Consider the following 16,048-nt stretch of genomic DNA (forward strand, 5'->3'; position numbering starts at 1 on the left):
GCGGGCCCTACTCCTTCCCCTCGGCGAGCGCGCTCGCCTGGTCCAGCGTGCGGCCCGCGGCGTCGCGCAGCCCCGCTTCCCTCACGAGGAGCGCCGCGAGCTCCGCGTCGACCTCGGCCCGCCGCAGCAGCCAGCGCGCCCCCTCCACGTCGCCCACCGAGATACGCCGCCGCGCCCGCGCGAGCTCGCTCCTCGCCAGCGCGAGGTGCATGGCCGCGCGCCGGTCGGCGCTCGCGCCCTCCCGCTCGGCCGCGCGGATCGCCGCCCGGGAACGGGCGAGCTCGGGCGGTGACGCCGGCGGCCGGAGCGCGGCGCACCCGGCGAGCTCCAGGCAGGCGATCACGAGCGCGGTTCTGGCGAGCATTTGCGTGGATTCCCGATCTCGCGGCGCCGGTGGCACCGTCGCTCCCGGCGGCGCGCCTGGGATCGCGCTGTGCATCGGGCAGGCCAGCCTGGCCGGCGCGATTCGTGCGCGCAGGCTGCTCGCTGCCCGCGGACGAGCCGGGCTGATCTGGCCTGCGCCGGGGGCGTGCTCGCGCGCGCGGGTTGGCTGGCTCGCGCCGCGGAGCCTCGCCCTGCCGCGGGCGAGCGCCGGCCAGGTGCGGGGCGCGGCATCCGTCCCGCGACGGCGGCGGCATGAACGGCGGGCGGTGGCACCGCATCCAAGAAGCACGAGGCACCCCGGGGGGCCCGCGCGTGACCAGAGCCGGTGGCGCTGCAGGGCACGGCGCGTCCTCGTTGACAGGAGATCGCTGGATGAATCGCTGTCGAGGAGAGCTCCGCACGCGCCGCGCGCTCGACGCGTGGCTCTCGCTGGCCCTCGCCGTCATCGCGTGGACCGCCGGGTGCGCCCGGCCGGACGCGGGGACGGCCAACCCCGGCGCCGAGCAGCTCGCCGAGGCGCGGCTCCGCGAGACCGCGCCGCCTGCGCTGGAGTGGGTCGCCGTGCCCCCGATGAGCGCCGCGCGCGTGTTCCACACGGCGACGCGCCTGCTCGACGGCAGGGTCCTCGTCGCGGGCGGCGAGCCCATGAGCAGCTATTCCCTGTACGACGACGCGCTCTCCAGCGCCGAGCTCTACGATCCTGCGACCGGCACCTGGACCGCCGCGGCGTCGATGGGCTCGGCGCGCTCCATGCACACCGCGACGCTGCTCTCGAACGGCAAGGTCCTCGTCGTGGGCGGCAGCAACGGCGCGTACGGCTCCGTGCCGCTCGCCACAGCCGAGGTCTACGATCCCGCCGCGAACGTCTGGACCGCCGTACCGCCGATGGACACCCCACGGCTCGGCCACACGACAACGCCGCTGCCCGACGGGAGGGTCCTTGTCGCCGGAGGGACCCCGACGGGGAGCGCCCTGCACGCTATCGCGAGCTGTGCGATCTACGATCCTGCGCTCAACGCGTGGAGCGCCGGCGGATCCATGCACAGAGCCCGCTCCTCGCACGAGGCCACGCTCCTCTTGGACGGCAAGGTCCTCGTGAGCGGCGGGTACGGCCGCGAGACAGACACGACCACCGAGACCTATGATCCGGTCGCCGATGCATGGACGCCCGGCGCACCCATGCTCTCGAGCCACATGTATCACGCCGGCATGTTGCTTCCGGGCGGCGAGGTCCTCCTGCTCGACAGGATTGGTTGGGGCATCGACCAGATTTACAGCCCGGCGACCGGGGCGTGGAGGTTCGTGTCATCGAGCGGCTGGGACGCGAGGTTCGACCTGGGAGGTCAGCACGCATTGCTGCTCGCGGACGGCCGCGCCTTGATGACCGGAGGCATAACGGTGGAAGCAGATTCGTGCGGCACCATCAGCTGCGAGCCGCTGCCGCCTTCTTTCTTCTTCTACGATACCGTCGGTATCTACGACGTGGCGACCGACTCGTGGTCGATGGGGCCGGGGATGAACGGCGGGCGCGGCGATCACACGGCGACGCTGCTCCTCGACGGGACGGTGCTCGTCACGGGCGGCACTGTCTACGCAGACGAAGCGTGGACCTTCTACGCGACGAACGGCGTCGAGCGGCTCGAGTTCGCGGTCGTCCCCGGCGCTCCGTGCGGCTCCTCGCTCGACTGCGGCGGGCGCGCCTGCGTGGACGGCGTCTGCTGCGCCACGGCGTGCGACGGCGCCTGCGAGGCGTGCTCCGTCGCCGCCGGCGCGACGCAGGACGGCGTGTGCTCGCCGCTCACCGGGCCGGCCTGCGACGACGGCAACGCGTGCACGGAGGCCGACACGTGCCAGGCGGGCGCCTGCGCGGGGGCGCCCGCGGGCGACGGCGCGCCGTGCGACGACGGCAACGCGTGCACCCGGGCCGACGCCTGCCAGTCGGGCGCCTGCGCCGGGGCGCCCGTGGACGACGGCGCGCCGTGCGACGACGGCAACGCGTGCACCCGGGCCGACGCCTGCAAATCGGGCGCCTGCGCCGGCGCGGACCCGGTCGCCTGCGCTGCGCCGGCGGACGCGTGCCAGACCCCCTTCTGCGATCCGGCCACGGGCCGGTGCGAGGGCGCGCTGGCGCCCTGGGGCGCGCCGTGCGACGACGGCACCGCCTGCACCCAGGGCGAGACGTGCGACGCCGGCGCCTGCGTCGGGGGGACGTCCGTCGTGTGCGAGGCCTCGGCGCCGTGCAGGGCTTCTGCCTGCGACGCCGCCACGGGCGCCTGCGTCGAGTTCGCGAGGCCCGACGGCGCGCCGTGCGACGACGGCGACGCGTGCACGCTCGCCGACGCCTGCCAGGCGGGCGCCTGCGCCGGCGCGCCCGAGGTCTGCCCCGTGCGCAGCAGCTGCTTCGCGCCAGGCGCGTGCGTTCCGTCGAGCGGATTCTGCCCGACATCGACCCCGCTGCCCGACGGGACTCCCTGCCCGGACCCGACCTCGAGCGCGTGGGCTCCGGCAGCCCCCGTGCCCGATGGTCTATACGACGCGCACTCGTCCACGCTCCTCCCGGACGGCACCGTGCTCATCGCCGGCGGGGAAGCGCCGACGCCGGAAGGGGGCCGGGTCCAGGTCGACCGCGCCGTGCGCTACGACCCGGCGAGCGACACCTGGACGCCGACCGGCGCGATGCTCCACGCGCGCGCGCGACCCACGGCCACGCTGCTCCCGGACGGCACCGTGCTCGTCGCGGGCGGGACCCCGGTGACCGCAGCGGCAGAGCGCTACGACCCGGCGACGGGCGCCTGGAGCGCAGCCGCGCCGATGAACGTGGCGCGCCGAGCTCACGCGGCCGTGCTGCTCCCGAACGGCAACGTCCTCGTCGTGGGCGGCTTCGACGGGAGCTCGTCGGAGCGCAGCGCCGAGCAGTACGATCCCGTCGCGGATACCTGGACGTTCGTGGCCCGGATGAGCGAGGCGCGCGCGGGCCTGTCGGCCACACCGCTGGTCGACGGCCGGGTCCTCGTCGTCGGCGGGAGCCATTCCGAGGTGTACGATCCGTCGAACGACGCCTGGACCACCATCCCCATGCGGAGCTGGAATCGGTACCACCAGCACTCGGCCACACGGCTCGCGGACGGCAGGGTCCTCGCCGTGAGCCGCACCGAGAGCGGCTCGGAGTACCCGGTGCAGCTCTTCGATCCGTCAGACGACACCTGGCGCGTGGCGGCCCCTGCGCACTGTGTGGCCCCGAGCGCCGTGCTCCTCGCCGATGGCAGGGTCCTGGTCGTCCGCTGCTGGTCCGATCCTCGGCGCGATGCCTCTGCCGTTCAGCTCTACGAGCCGGAGAGCGACACGTGGTCGCTGGTCCCGTCCCTCGCGGAGGAGCCTGGGGTCGGCGGCCTGGTAGGGCTCGCCGATGGTCGCGTGCTGCTGACGGCCACGTGCCGGCTCGGGGGCCCCGACTGCCGGGCCCTGCTCTATGCGCCTGGCGATACCGCCCCGGGGGACGGCACCTGCGAGCGCGGCGTGTGCATGCCGGAGGGCGGCGGCGCCGGCGGCGAGGGCAGCGCGGGCGGCGACGCGCCCGGCGAGGGCAGCGCGGGCGGCGACGCGCCCGGTGCGGGTGGCGCGGGCGGCGACGCGCCCGGCGCGGGTGGCGGCACGTCCAGCGCGGGCAGCGGAGCCGGCGACATCGCCTCGGGCGCGGGCGGCTCCGGCGTCGCGTCCTCCGCACAGGGCAGCTCCGGCGCCTCGACGCCCGGCGGTGACGGCGATGCCGGCGGGTGCAGCACGGCGCGCCTCCCCGCACGCGCGAGCGGCGCCCCCTGGCTGCTGCTCCTGGCGCTGCTCGGAGCGCGGCGCCGGCCAGCCCGCCGCCCCGCGCCGCGGGCGCGCCTCCCGAGGTAAGCCGCCGCATCCCGTCGCGGCGCGCTCGCCGGAGCGCGCCGCGAGCGCCGGCATCCCCTCCACCAACCCTCATCGCCAGGTTCTCGCTCTTCCGGGGCACGCGACCGCCGCGACGACCTCTCCTGTCGCCTCTGCCCATTGCGCAATGGATTGCGCTGTTGCGCATCCGACGACGGCGCCTGAGCCCCCGCATGCGACCTCTTGTCGCGAGCGACGCCCCGGGATCGACCGCCCTCATTGCAATGATCCACAAGGACCATCCGAGCGAGCCGGCAGCGATGGTCACGCCGCTGTTCGTCGAGCGGCGCCAGGGACATGGAAATGAGGAGCAGGGACAGGGAACAGGCCGACAGGGACAAGCGGCAGCACCGATCCCGACCGGCGGTGTTCTCGCCAGGGACACGGAGATCGTGGCCAGGGATACGGAGATCGTCGCCAGGGACACGGAGATCGCTGCCAGGGACACGTCGTGAAGCGCCAGGGACACCCTGGAGCGTCTTCGCGTGTCCCTGGCGCCGTGTCGTCCAGGCACGGGACGTGGATCCCTGTCGCCCTGCCGCGAAGCTCCCGCATCTCGCGCGCTTCATGACCCGCTCTCGGCGGCTCGTGGTGCGAGAGAGCGGGAGTCTCGGGCTCAGGTCCTTGTGGAGGGGAGTCCGAGCCAGGGCTCTCCGGAATGGATGCCCGGGATTGCCGCTCCGGACGGGGTGTCCGGCGCCGCAACCCAGGGGAGGTCGAGATGGCGAAGAAGACGAGCGATATCGAGCGGTGGTCGGACGTCGTCCAGCAGATGAGCGCCGGCAATCTCCCGGCGATCACGGTGCCCTTGCACGTGCTCTTCGGGGAGGCGGTCGACGTGGCGAGGTTCTGCGACAAGTACTGGAAGACACAGGTCGACGCCCAGAAGCGGGTGACCCGCCTGGGCCTCGAGTCGGCGGTCCCGAAGGACGCCAAGAAAGGGGACGCCGCGCGCTTCGGGCCGAGGACGGCGGAAGAGATCCTCTCGCTGCAGCGCGCCACGCAGGAGGCACAGACGCGGTATCTCCTGACCGTCGAGAAGAACGAGAGCCCCCGCGAGCGCGGGAAGTTCTTGCTGGGGGAGATCTCGGCGACGCTGCGCTTCTATTTCGACGACGGCGTGGACGACGCGAAGGACGAGATGCTGGCCCGCATCGACGCGGCGCACGCGGAGGATCCCGACACGGCCGACGCCCTGGCGAGCGCGCTGGACGACTACGCGCTGCTCGGGGAGAAGCACCGCGACGCGCTCGACGGGCTCGGCGGCTTCGACGCGGCTCACCTCGACGAGGCGCGCGCCGTGGCGGCCGAGCTGCGGAGCCGGCCGGCGCAGGCGGAGGCGATCTCCAGGCAGGCGCAGGACGCGCTGCTGCTCCGCAACAAGCTGGCGACGCTGCTCGTCGAGCGCATGGGCCTCGTCCGGAACGCGGCGCGCTTCGTGTTCCGTGGCCAGCCCGAGATCGTGCGCGAGGTGACGAGCGCGTACGAGCGCCGCAAGCGCGCGGCGGCCCGGCGGGCCAAGGCGACGGCGGCACCCTCGCCGGCAACGCCAGCGCCGGCGGCGCCTTCGCCAGCGGCGCCGGAGATGCCGCTGGAGGGCTGAGCGGCAGGCGAGGGGCTCGCCTCGCCGCGGCGAGCGATCCAGAGCGCGAGGCCGGGGGTAGTGGTCGCATTTGCCCGGAGAGAGTTCACATGAAGGCGGTAAGGCGGGAAGATCATTGATCTTTTCTTCCCGCCTTCCCGCCTTCATGTTCAAACACGACCACTACCAGGCCGGGGCACAGTCCACACACCGGCAGCGCAAAGGCGCGAGCGGGTGAGCCCCCGGCGCATCCGCCAGCCCCCTCGAATAAACGCCCCGCGCCGGCCGTCTTCCGCCCGCCGGCTTCTTTCTCAGCGCGCGCTGCTTCCGCTACTCTGGCAATCGCTGTGCCGCCCGTCGACCCCAACCTCCGCACCACGATCGTCCACGCGTTCGCCGTCACGGTGGCGGATCCGTCCAGCCTGGTGCGCACCACGTCGCGCGGCGGGACCGACGACCCCGCGAGGAGCAGCAGCCGCGGCCCCTCGATCCTCCCCGAGGTCGGCCAGGTCGTCGGCGGGCTCTACCGCCTGGGGCGCCTCCTCGGGCAGGGCATGTTCGGCAAGGTGTACGTCGCCCAGCGGATCGACGTCCCCGAGCACCAGGTCGCCCTCAAGCTCATGCCCCGCTCGCTGTACGCGATGCGGAACGTCGAGCGAGAGCTCGTCATGCTCGCGACCGTCGGGCACCCGCACGTCGTCCAGCTGAAGGACCACGGCATGAACGCCGACTACGTGTGGCTCACCATGCCGGTCTACGAGGGCGAGACCCTCGCCCAGCGCCTCGAGCGCAGCCCCCTCGCCCTGCGCGAGGCGCACGACATCTTCCTCGCCGTCGCGCGCGGGCTCGAGGCGCTCCACGCCGCCGGGCTCCGGCACCAGGACGTCAAGCCCGACAACCTCTTCCTCGCCAGGTTCGCCGGCCGCGTCCACCCCATCCTGCTCGACCTGGGCGTGGCCGCGGAGCGAGAGGCCTCCTTCTGCGCCGGCACCGCGCTCTATGCCTCGCCCGAGCAGCTCCGGGCGCTGAACGGGTTCCCCGGCGCCGTGCCGCTCTCCGAGAAGATGGACACGTACGGGCTCGCCACGACCCTGCTCTACTCGCTCGTGAACCCCAGGGACTTCCCGGGCGAGTCCGCGCAGAGCCGCACCGAGCTCGCCGAGGCGCACGACGTCCGCGCCGACAAGCCGCTCGCCGACAACGCGCTGCCAGGCCTCACCGGGCGCCCGCGCGAGATGTTCCAGGCCGCGCTCAGGCGATGGCTCGCGATCGATCCGAACGAGCGCCCGTCGATGACCCAGCTCGCCGAGGAGCTCGACGTGCTGCTCGAGCCGGAGCGCGAGGCGGAGCGCGAGGCGGAGCGGCTGCGGATCAGGCAGAAGACGTCCTACCTGCGCGCGCGGATCGCGGCCGGCGCGTTGACCCTCGTGGGCTGCGCGGTCGTGCTGCTCGGCTTCTCGAAGCGCGAGACCCTGCGGCTCGCGAACGAGCTCGAGCAGGCCCGCCAGCGGGGCGCCGAGTCGTTCGACAAGCTCGACACCTGCGTCGCCGGCCACCAGATCGCCCAGTCCGAGGCGATCGCGTGCCGCGGCGCCCGCGATCAGGATCGCGCGGAGTTCAACGCGACGCTGGCCGCCCTCCAGAAGAGCGGCTCCACGTCGGAGGCGGAGCACGCCCGCGAGATCCAGGCGCTGCACGCGGCCCAGGCGGCGCGCCTCAAGACCTGCGAGGACAGCGCGGCGGCCGCGCAGAAGGCGGCCATGGACGAGCGCGAGCGGCTCGCCGAGGTCGAGAACGAGCGCGCCGCCGTCACCGCCGAGCGCGACGAGGCCAGGGCGCTCGCCGACCAGCGCTCGGCGGAGCTCGCCAGCGCGGCGCAGCTGCGGGCCGCGTGCGACGCGGAGCGCGCCAGCTGCTTTGCGGAGCGCGATCGCCTGAGGGCCGACCCGTACGAGCCGGACGAGCCCGCCGCCCCGCCGCCCTCGCCGCCTGCGCACGCGCCGCCCGCCGCGAGCGGCGCGCCGCCGCAGGCGCCGCAGGCGGCGAGCACGGGCGCTTCCCCCGCCGCAGGCGCTCCGGCGACGCCGGAGACGCCGGCGGCCCCGGCGACGTCCACCGCGGCTCCTCCTTGAGCGCCGTTGCTGGAAGCGCCGGGAGGCGGCGCACATCGCTGCCGCCAGGCCACCTCTGCTTGTGGCGACCGCCCGGGGAGGCTATCCGTAGGTCCAGGGAAGGCGAGGGCCATGGGTGACATTTCTCGACGTGAAATGCTGCGTCGGCTGAGTGCGGCGGGCCTCGTCCTCGGGGGCGCGGGGGGGCTCGCTGCGGCCCGGTGGGACCGCGGCGGCAGCGCCGTCGCCGCCGCCGAGCGCCAGCAGACGCGGGATTACCGGCTCCGGGACGCGCCCGCAGGGGTGCCGGAGCTCGTCGTCGCCCGCGCCGGCGCCGAGGCGCTCGCCGCGGGCGCCCCGGACCCGGCCGCCCTGGTCCGGAAGGCGGTCGACGCGCTCGGCGGGATGCGCCGCTTCATCTCGCGCGGCGACGTGGTGGTCGTGAAGCCGAACATCGGCTGGGATCGCACGCCGATCCACGCGGCCAACACGAACCCCAAGGTCGTGGCCGAGGTGGTGCGCCTCGCCTACGACGCCGGCGCGAAGAGCGTCATCGTGACGGACGCCTCGTGCAACGAGCCGAACCGCTGCTTCCAGCGCTCCGGCATCTGGAAGGCCGCCTACGACGTCGGCGGGGAGGTCGTCATCCCCGCGGCGCACCGCTTCCGCGGCATGCGCCTGAAGGGCGAGGTGCTCGACGACTGGCCCGTCTACACGCCGCTCGTCAACGCGGACAAGGTCATCAACGTCCCCATCGCGAAGCACCACAACCTGTCCAGGTACACCGGCGCGATGAAGAACTGGTACGGGGCGCTCGGCGGCCGGCGCAACCGCCTCCACCAGAACATCGACGTGTCGATCGCCGATCTCGCGACGTTCATCCAGCCCACGCTCACCATCGTGGACGCCGTCCGCGTCCTCATGCGCAACGGGCCGCAGGGCGGGAACGTCGCCGACGCGAAGGACATGCACACCGTGATCGCGACGACCGACCAGGTCGCCGCGGACGCGTACGGCTGTCAGCTCATCGGCCGCAAGCCGGAGGAGATCCCGTACCTGAAGATGGGCCACGACCGGGGCCTGGGCACGATGCACTGGCAGAACCTGCGGCTCGCCGAGGTGTAGTTCTCATGGCAAACCTCGATCCGACACCGGCCGCGCCGGCGCACCGTGAACCGGCGGCAGGAGCGGCCGTGGCGCCCGCGAAGGAGGCCCGCCGGGGTGCGTTGTTGCGCACGTTGCGCACGTTGCGCAAGGCCGGCGCCATCGTCCGGCCCGCCCCGAAGCGCCGGGCCGGCTCGGGGCTGCCGGCGCGCAAGGTGATCCAGGTGCTCGTCTGGGTGCGCCGCGCCGTGCAGGCCGGCTGCCTCGGGCTGTTCCTCTACTTCCTGTTCCAGACGGGCTTCCGCGGCTCGTTCGCCTCCGCCGAGACGCGCGTGCGCCTGCCGCTCCCCGTCGAGGGCTTCCTCCTCGCCGACCCGTTCGTCGGCGCGATGACCCTGCTCTCGACGCACACCGTCTACCGCGGCCTGCTCTGGTCGCTCGGGATCCTCGCGCTGACGCTCGTCTTCGGGCGCGTGTTCTGCGGCTGGATCTGCCCCTTCGGCACCCTCCACCATGTCTTCGGGTGGATCTTCCCGTCGCGCTACGGCAAGGGCGGCAAGCGCGTCGAGGCGAACAAGACGTATACGCGGCAGCGGGTGAAGTACTACCTGATGTACGCCTTCCTCGCGGCGAGCGCGACCGGCAGCGTGATCGGCGGGCTGTTCGATCCGATCTGCGTGGCGGTCCGGGCCATCGGCCTCGCCGTCATCCCGGCCGCGCAGTACGTCGCCGCCGTGGTGACCGGCTCGGCGGCCACGACCGGGAGCCGGCCGGTGCAGCTCGTCGCGGATCACGCGCAGGATTTCCTGGCCGCGAGCGTGTGGCAGACGAAGCAGTTCTACTTCCACCACACGTGGTTCGTCGGGATCCTGTTCGTCGCGATCCTGTTCATGAACCGGTTCATCCCGCGGTTCTGGTGCCGCGTGCTCTGCCCGCTCGGCGCGTTCCTCGGCGTGTTCGCGCGCTTCGCGCTCTTCGGGATGCAGAAGGATCACGCGAAGTGCACCGACTGCAACCTGTGCCTCGTGCACTGCCAGGGCGCCGACTCGCCCCAGGGCGGGGTGAAGTGGCGGCAGGACGAGTGCCACATGTGCCTCAACTGCGAGAGCGCCTGCCCCGAGGACGTCATCAAGTTCCGCTTCCTGCCGAACCGGAAGAGCGCCCTCGTGACGCCCGACACGGGCCGCCGCACCGCCCTCGCGACCGCCGCCGCCGGCGCGGTGATCATCCCGACGGCGCGCATCGCCGACGTGCTCGACGCGAACTACGACCACCGCGTGATCCGGCCGCCGGGCTCGGTCGAGGAGCGCGAGTTCCTGGAGCGCTGCATCCGGTGCGCCGAGTGCATGAAGGTCTGCCCGAACAACGCGATCCACCCCGCGTTCTTCGAGGCGGGCATCGAGGGGCTCTGGACGCCGATCGTCATCCCGCGCATCGGGTACTGCGAGCACTCCTGCGTCCTCTGCGGCGACGTCTGCCCGACCGGAGCGATCCAGAAGATCACCGAGGAGCAGAAGATGGGCGTCGGCCAGAAGCCGATCTCGATCGGCACCGCGTTCTACGATCAGGGGCGCTGCCTGCCGTGGTCGATGAGCGTGCCGTGCATCGTCTGCGAGGAGTTCTGCCCGACGTCGCCCAAGGCGATCTGGGTCGAGGAGGTCGACATCCCGAAGCGCGAGCCGGTGGCGGCCGAGCACGGCAAGGAGCCGCCGATGAAGATGGTCCACGTGCAGCGTCCGCACGTCGATCCGTCGCTGTGCATCGGCTGCGGCGCGTGCGAGAAGGTGTGTCCGGTGCAGGACAAGCCCGCGGTCTACGTGACCAGCGTCGGCGAGACCCGCTCGAAGACGAACGTCATCCTTCTCGAGGACACGGACTACAACAAGGCGTCTTGACCGCGCACGCCGGCTCCGCGCGGCGGGACCACGACAGGAGGCAGCTCGGGTGCGCACGCTTCGCTTCTACGGAACCTTCTCGCTCGCCGCGCAGCTGGCGCTCGCGGCGCTCGCCGGCTGCGGCGAGCGGTTCACGGCGGCCGGAGCGAGCGCCACGTCCACGTCGTCGAGCGGCGGCGAGGGCGGCGCTGGCGGCGAGGGCGGCGCCGGCGGCGAGGGCGGCGACGGGGGCGGGGGCAGCGGGGGAGGCGGGGGCTCGGCCTCGTCGTCCGCCGCGTCGGGCGGGGGCGGCGAGGGCGGGTGCGGCGCGTGCAGGGACGGGGAGTTCTGCACGGCCAGCGAGACGTGCGTCTCCTGCGCGGCCCGCGGCCGCGCGCTGTCGTTCGGCGCGCTCTCGGAGATAGAGGTGGTGGGGGCGACGCCCGCGTTCCCGCGCGTGCGCGCGGAGCCCGGAGAGGGCGAGGCGACGCTCCGGCTCGTCTACACCGCGAAGTTCGGCTCGGACGACACGAAGATCGCCACGGCCACCGGGCGGCCCTGGACGGCTGGCGAGGTCGTCTCCAACTTCCTCGTCGACGACGCCGAAGGCCAGGAGTCGGGCCCGCTGCTCCTGCCCCTGGACGCGCCCTCGCCGCGGGGCGGCTTCCCCGCGGGCTCGCTGCTCTTCGATCGCCTCCTCACGGCGCCGGGCAGCTTCCCGCAGCTGTTCGTCGCGGATGGGCTGGAGGCGACCCAGGCGGACGCGCTCCCCGCGCTCACCCCGGACGGGGGGAGCCGCTCGGTGGCGGTCGCCCACGGGCAGCGGCCCTCCTACCGGTACTGGTTCATGAACAGGCACCAGGACGCCGGCGGTACCACGAGCCGGCTCGTCACGAAGCGCGCGGAGGACGCGGAGGTGCAGGTGCTCGACATCCACCTGCCAGGCGACTGCCCGGCGCGGGGAGACGACCTCGCCCCGTGGGTGACGCCCGACGGCCGCCTGCTCTTCTTCCAGGCGCCCTACAGCGCGCGCGGCGAGTGCGAGACGGCGTCGGTGCTGCGGAGCTTCTACGTGGCGCTCGGCGACGACGGGCTGCCCGTGGACGATCAGCCGGCGAGGATGCTGCTGCCGAACCTGAGCCCGAGCGTCGCCGTCATGACGCCGTCGCTGTCCCCGGACGAGTGCACGCTCTACCTGGCGTCCGACAGGGACGGGCAGCAGAAGCTCTACGCCGCCTCTCGGCGGTAGGCGGCGCGGCGAGCAGGCCCACCTCGGGCCTGCAGCCGCGTGGGTAGGTAAGGGCTCACTGCGCGCGGAAGCCCTCGGCGGGGCGGAGGCGCGCGGCGTAGAGGCTGGGCACGATCGTGGCGGCGAGGCAGATGAGGATGGCGATGCAGCCCGTGATGATGAACTCCTGCGGGCGCGCCTGGACGGGGAGGCGGGAGATGAAATAGACCTTCGGGTCGAGCGGGAAGCCGTACACCAGGAGCCCCTTGCACACCGCCACGCCGAGCAAGAGGCCCAGCGTGGTGCCCGCGACGCCGATGATCCCGCCCTGGTAGAGGAAGATGCGCAGGACGGCGCCGTCCGTCGCGCCCATCGCCTTGAGGACCGCGATCTCCTTCTTCTTGTCGAGCACCACCATGATCAGCGTCGCGATCACCGTGAACGCGGCGACCACGATGATGAGCGCCAGCACCGCGCTCATGCCGATCTGCTGGATGCGCAGCGCCGTGAAGAGCCCGTGGTTCAGCTCCTCCCAGTCCATCGTGTAATAGAGCCCGCTGCCGAGGAGCTTGCTGATCTCGCGCGCGATGCCGCTCGCGTCGTCGATGTCGTCGACCTTCATCTCGACGCCGGTCACCGTGTCGCCCTGGTCGTAGAACGCCTGCGTCTCGTAGAGATCGGCGTACGCCAGCTTGGTGTCGTACTGCTCGAAGCCGGCCTCGAAGATCGCGATGACCCGGAATCGCTTGGCGACCGGCGGCTTGATGGCGCCGTTCGCGAACGAGAAGCCGATCGTGGGCGAGGTGACGGTGACGCACTGGCCGAGGTCGAGCGACAGGTTCTTCGCCAGCGCGGCGCCGATCACGATGCCCGGCATCCTGGCGATCTGCTCCTTGTCGGCGCAGGGGTCCGGATCGACGTCGGGCGGCAGCTCGTCGTCCTCCGGGAGAACGCTGCCATAGCCGCCTTGCGGCTCGATCGCGCCCCGCGGGGCGCCCTCGTCGAGCGCGACCTCCGCCTCCTCGGCCCCGGCGCCCGGCGCGCCTTCGGCCTCGGCCGCGCGCGGCGTCGGGGGCGCGAGCGCGGCGTCGCGCGCGGCCGCGGCGCGCTCGTCCTCGAGGATCCGCGCCTCGTAGGCCTTCAGCAGATCGAGCTCGGCGCCCGCGTCCGGCGCGAGCGCGCCCCGCGCGCCGGCGTCCGGCTCCAGGAGGGGGACCTCGGGCAACGACGGCACGGCGCGCTCGGCGGGCTTCGAGCCGGGGCGCCGCAGCCCGGTGAGATCGCCGCCCGGGAGGATGTGACGGGGCAGGTCGAGCACGGCCGTGGAGGCGCCCTCGGCGCCCACGCCGAGGCTCCTGGCCGGGTCGACCCCCTTGACCAGGACGCCGGTCGCCGTCGCGTCGCCGTGCGTCAGCATCATGGGGTTGATGCTGAACGGCGCGACGCCGACGACGCCGGGAACCTTGGAGACCTGCTCCATGATCGAGCGGTACTCACGGAAGTCCGTCGAGTACTTGATCACCAGGACGTGCGCGTTGACGCCCAGGACCTTCTCGCGGAACTCCGCCTGAAAGCCCCCGGTCACGCTCATCACGGTCGCGAGCGCCGCGACCCCGAGCGCGACCCCGAGGATCGCGAACGTGGTGCCGACCGAGATGAACGCCCGCTTCTTGGAGCCGAGATATCGCAGCGCGACCTCGATAGGGTAGCTCATCGCGGTGCCCTCCTAGCAGAACGCCGCGCGCGCGGCACGCTGGGCCGCGATCGTCGGCGGCGGGCCGACATACGGTCGACGCGCGCTCGCCGTGGCCTTTCGCGCGCGGGGTCCGCATGATCTCGCTTCCCGGACCGAACGCCTGCTAGAATCCAACCCTGTCGCAGCTGCCGGCATGTGGCGTGCACTTCTGCCCGCGAGCCTTTCATGAGCGCCACCAAAAACGAGCACCACACCGCGCGCAGCAGGGTCTTCAACGCCGAGGAAGGCGCGCTCGAGGAGGCGCCCCCGTCGCGCCCCGAGAGCGCAGCGGGCGGTCCCCGCTCGTCCGGTGTCGCGGCCGCGTTCGCTCCCTCCTCCGTGGCGCCGAGCGGCGCCGACGACGACGTGCCGGTGGAGGTCGAGCTCCGGCCTTCGTCGAGGCCCTCCAGGGCAGGGTGGGTCGAGGGGCCCGCGAGCGAGGTGCCGCCGAGCTTCCGGGCGCCGCCGCCGCTGCGCCAGATGGCCCCGCGGTTCGGGCGGCAGAGCGAGCCCGACAGTGACGAGATCAGCGGGCGGACGAGCCCGGCGCCGATCAGCGAGGGGGAGCCTTCCCTGGAGATCCCGCCGCCCGACGAGGTCGAGCCGCGCGAGCGGCGGCCGCCGGGCGCCAAGGACCCTTACATCGGGACGACCTTCGACCACCGGTACAAGATCGAGCGGCTGCTCGGCGAGGGCGGGATGGGGTTCGTCTACCTCGCCCGCCACAAGGTCATCGACAAGCGCGTCGCGGTGAAGGTGCTCCGCGCGGAGCTCGCCAGGGACCGCGAGATCTTCGAGCGCTTCGTGCAGGAGGCCCGCTCCGCGTCGAGCATCGGCAACCCGCACATCGTGGACATCTCCGATTTCGGCGACCTGCCGGACGGCTCCACGTACTTCGTCATGGAGTACCTGGAAGGCGTGAGCCTGGCGCAGCTCATCGACTCGCCGAACGAGCTGCCGATGGAGCGCATCTGTCACATCGCGATGCAGCTGTCCGCGGGGCTCGCCGCCGCGCACGACGCCGGCATCATCCACCGCGATCTCAAGCCGGACAACGTCTTCGTGGTCGCCCGCGGCAGCGATCCGAACTTCGTGAAGATCCTCGACTTCGGGATCGCGAAGGTGTCGACGAGCACGACGACCAAGCTGACGCGCGCCGGCGCGGTGTTCGGGACGCCGCACTACATGTCCCCGGAGCAGGCCGCGGGGGCGCCCATCGATCACCGGACCGACATCTACTCGCTCGGCGTGATGCTCTACGAGCTCGTGAGCCGCCAGCTCCCGTTCAACGCCGACAACTTCATGGGGATCCTGACGCAGCACATGTACAAGGCGCCGGTCCCCATCCGCGCGCTCGTCGGCGGCCCCGACTGCCCGCCCGGGCTCGAGGCGGTGATCCTGAAGTGCCTCTCCAAGAAGCCGGAGTCGCGCTACCAGACGATGAGCGATCTCCACGCCGACCTCGAGCAGGTGAAGTGCGGGGGCGTGCCGGGCGCGGTCGCGGAGATGATGGCGCGCTCGGGCGGCTTCAACGTGCCGCACGATTACTTCAAGACCTCGAAGGTGATCGTCCCCGCGACGCCGCCGTCGCCCCCGCGCTCGCCTTGGCCCCGCTACGTGTGGGTCGCCGGGGCGGCGGCCGCGGTGGGGATCGTGACGGCGATCTTCGTCATCGGCGCGAGCGGGTCGGCCAGGGACAACGCCCAGAAGGCGCAGAGGCCGCCGGTCGAGGCGCCCGCCAAGCCGGCGCCCCCCGAGCCGCCGCCGGTCCAGAAGACGGTGGTGGCGCTGGCCGCGGTGCCGGAGACGGCGGTCGGCTACCGCAACGGCGTGGAGCTGAAGCTGCCGGCGAGCATCGACGTGGAGCACGGGCAGACGGTCACGATCGACATCCGGGCCGAGGGGTACCAGCCCAGCACGGTGGTGCTCGACGGCACCGAGCCGAGCAAGCTCGTGAAGCTCGAGGCCGACGAGAAGAGCGGTCCCAGGACGAGGCCCGGGGCGGGACGGCCGCCGGCGGTGCCGACGGCCCGGACCCCCAAGAACCCGGATGTCCGGGACCCCTGGGCTCACCCGAAGAAGTGAGCGTGCGCTCGGCGGGGGCCCTGCTCGCCG

10 protein-coding genes are annotated in these 16,048 nt (G+C 73.0%); 8 read left to right on the forward strand and 2 right to left on the reverse strand.

The features are described 5' to 3' along the window. Window positions 1-7: 7 nt before the first annotated feature. Window positions 8-364: a DUF4398 domain-containing protein gene (locus WMF27_RS05780; protein WP_437761251.1), complete on the reverse strand. Its 357-nt coding sequence runs from the start codon at window positions 362-364 to the stop codon at window positions 8-10. Window positions 365-756: 392 nt separating this feature from the next. Between WMF27_RS05780 and WMF27_RS05785 the strand changes: the two genes are divergently transcribed. The 7 genes from WMF27_RS05785 to WMF27_RS05815 all read left to right on the forward strand — a co-directional run bounded on the left by WMF27_RS05785 (window position 757) and on the right by WMF27_RS05815 (window position 12,219). Next, window positions 757-4,281 carry a kelch repeat-containing protein gene (locus WMF27_RS05785; RefSeq protein WP_437761250.1) on the forward strand — a complete coding sequence of 1,175 codons (3,525 nt, stop codon included), beginning with the start codon at window positions 757-759 and terminating at the stop codon, window positions 4,279-4,281. 191 nt (window positions 4,282-4,472) lie between these two features. Continuing rightward, entirely contained in the window at window positions 4,473-4,754 is a 282-nt protein-coding gene (locus WMF27_RS05790; protein WP_437761249.1) for a hypothetical protein, read from the forward strand. Between the two features lie 266 nt (window positions 4,755-5,020). Continuing rightward, the gene (locus WMF27_RS05795; RefSeq protein ID WP_437761248.1) at window positions 5,021-5,902 is read left to right on the forward strand and encodes a hypothetical protein; all 882 of its coding nucleotides are present in this window, start codon (window positions 5,021-5,023) and stop codon (window positions 5,900-5,902) included. Between the two features lie 326 nt (window positions 5,903-6,228). Next, the gene (locus tag WMF27_RS05800) at window positions 6,229-8,013 is read left to right on the forward strand and encodes a serine/threonine protein kinase (protein WP_437761247.1); all 1,785 of its coding nucleotides are present in this window, start codon (window positions 6,229-6,231) and stop codon (window positions 8,011-8,013) included. A 111-nt stretch (window positions 8,014-8,124) separates the two neighbouring features. Continuing rightward, a complete protein-coding gene (locus tag WMF27_RS05805; RefSeq protein ID WP_437761246.1) occupies window positions 8,125-9,117 on the forward strand; it encodes a DUF362 domain-containing protein in 993 nt (330 codons plus the stop codon). Window positions 9,118-9,122: 5 nt separating this feature from the next. Then, window positions 9,123-10,991, forward strand: a complete 1,869-nt coding sequence (locus WMF27_RS05810) for a 4Fe-4S binding protein (RefSeq protein WP_437761245.1) — start codon at window positions 9,123-9,125, stop codon at window positions 10,989-10,991. A 49-nt stretch (window positions 10,992-11,040) separates the two neighbouring features. Next, window positions 11,041-12,219: a hypothetical protein gene (locus WMF27_RS05815; protein ID WP_437761244.1), complete on the forward strand. Its 1,179-nt coding sequence runs from the start codon at window positions 11,041-11,043 to the stop codon at window positions 12,217-12,219. Window positions 12,220-12,274: 55 nt separating this feature from the next. Here the strand turns inward: WMF27_RS05815 and WMF27_RS05820 are convergent, their stop codons facing one another. Continuing rightward, a complete protein-coding gene (locus WMF27_RS05820) occupies window positions 12,275-13,912 on the reverse strand; it encodes an ABC transporter permease (RefSeq protein WP_437761243.1) in 1,638 nt (545 codons plus the stop codon). A gap of 207 nt (window positions 13,913-14,119) precedes the next feature. Between WMF27_RS05820 and WMF27_RS05825 the strand changes: the two genes are divergently transcribed. Continuing rightward, window positions 14,120-16,018 carry a protein kinase domain-containing protein gene (locus WMF27_RS05825; RefSeq protein WP_437761242.1) on the forward strand — a complete coding sequence of 633 codons (1,899 nt, stop codon included), beginning with the start codon at window positions 14,120-14,122 and terminating at the stop codon, window positions 16,016-16,018. The last annotated feature ends 30 nt before the right edge of the window (window positions 16,019-16,048 follow it).

The sequence above is a fragment of the Sorangium sp. So ce281 genome, from assembly GCF_051527395.1.
GTDB lineage: Bacteria > Myxococcota_A > Polyangia > Polyangiales > Polyangiaceae > Sorangium > Sorangium cellulosum_B.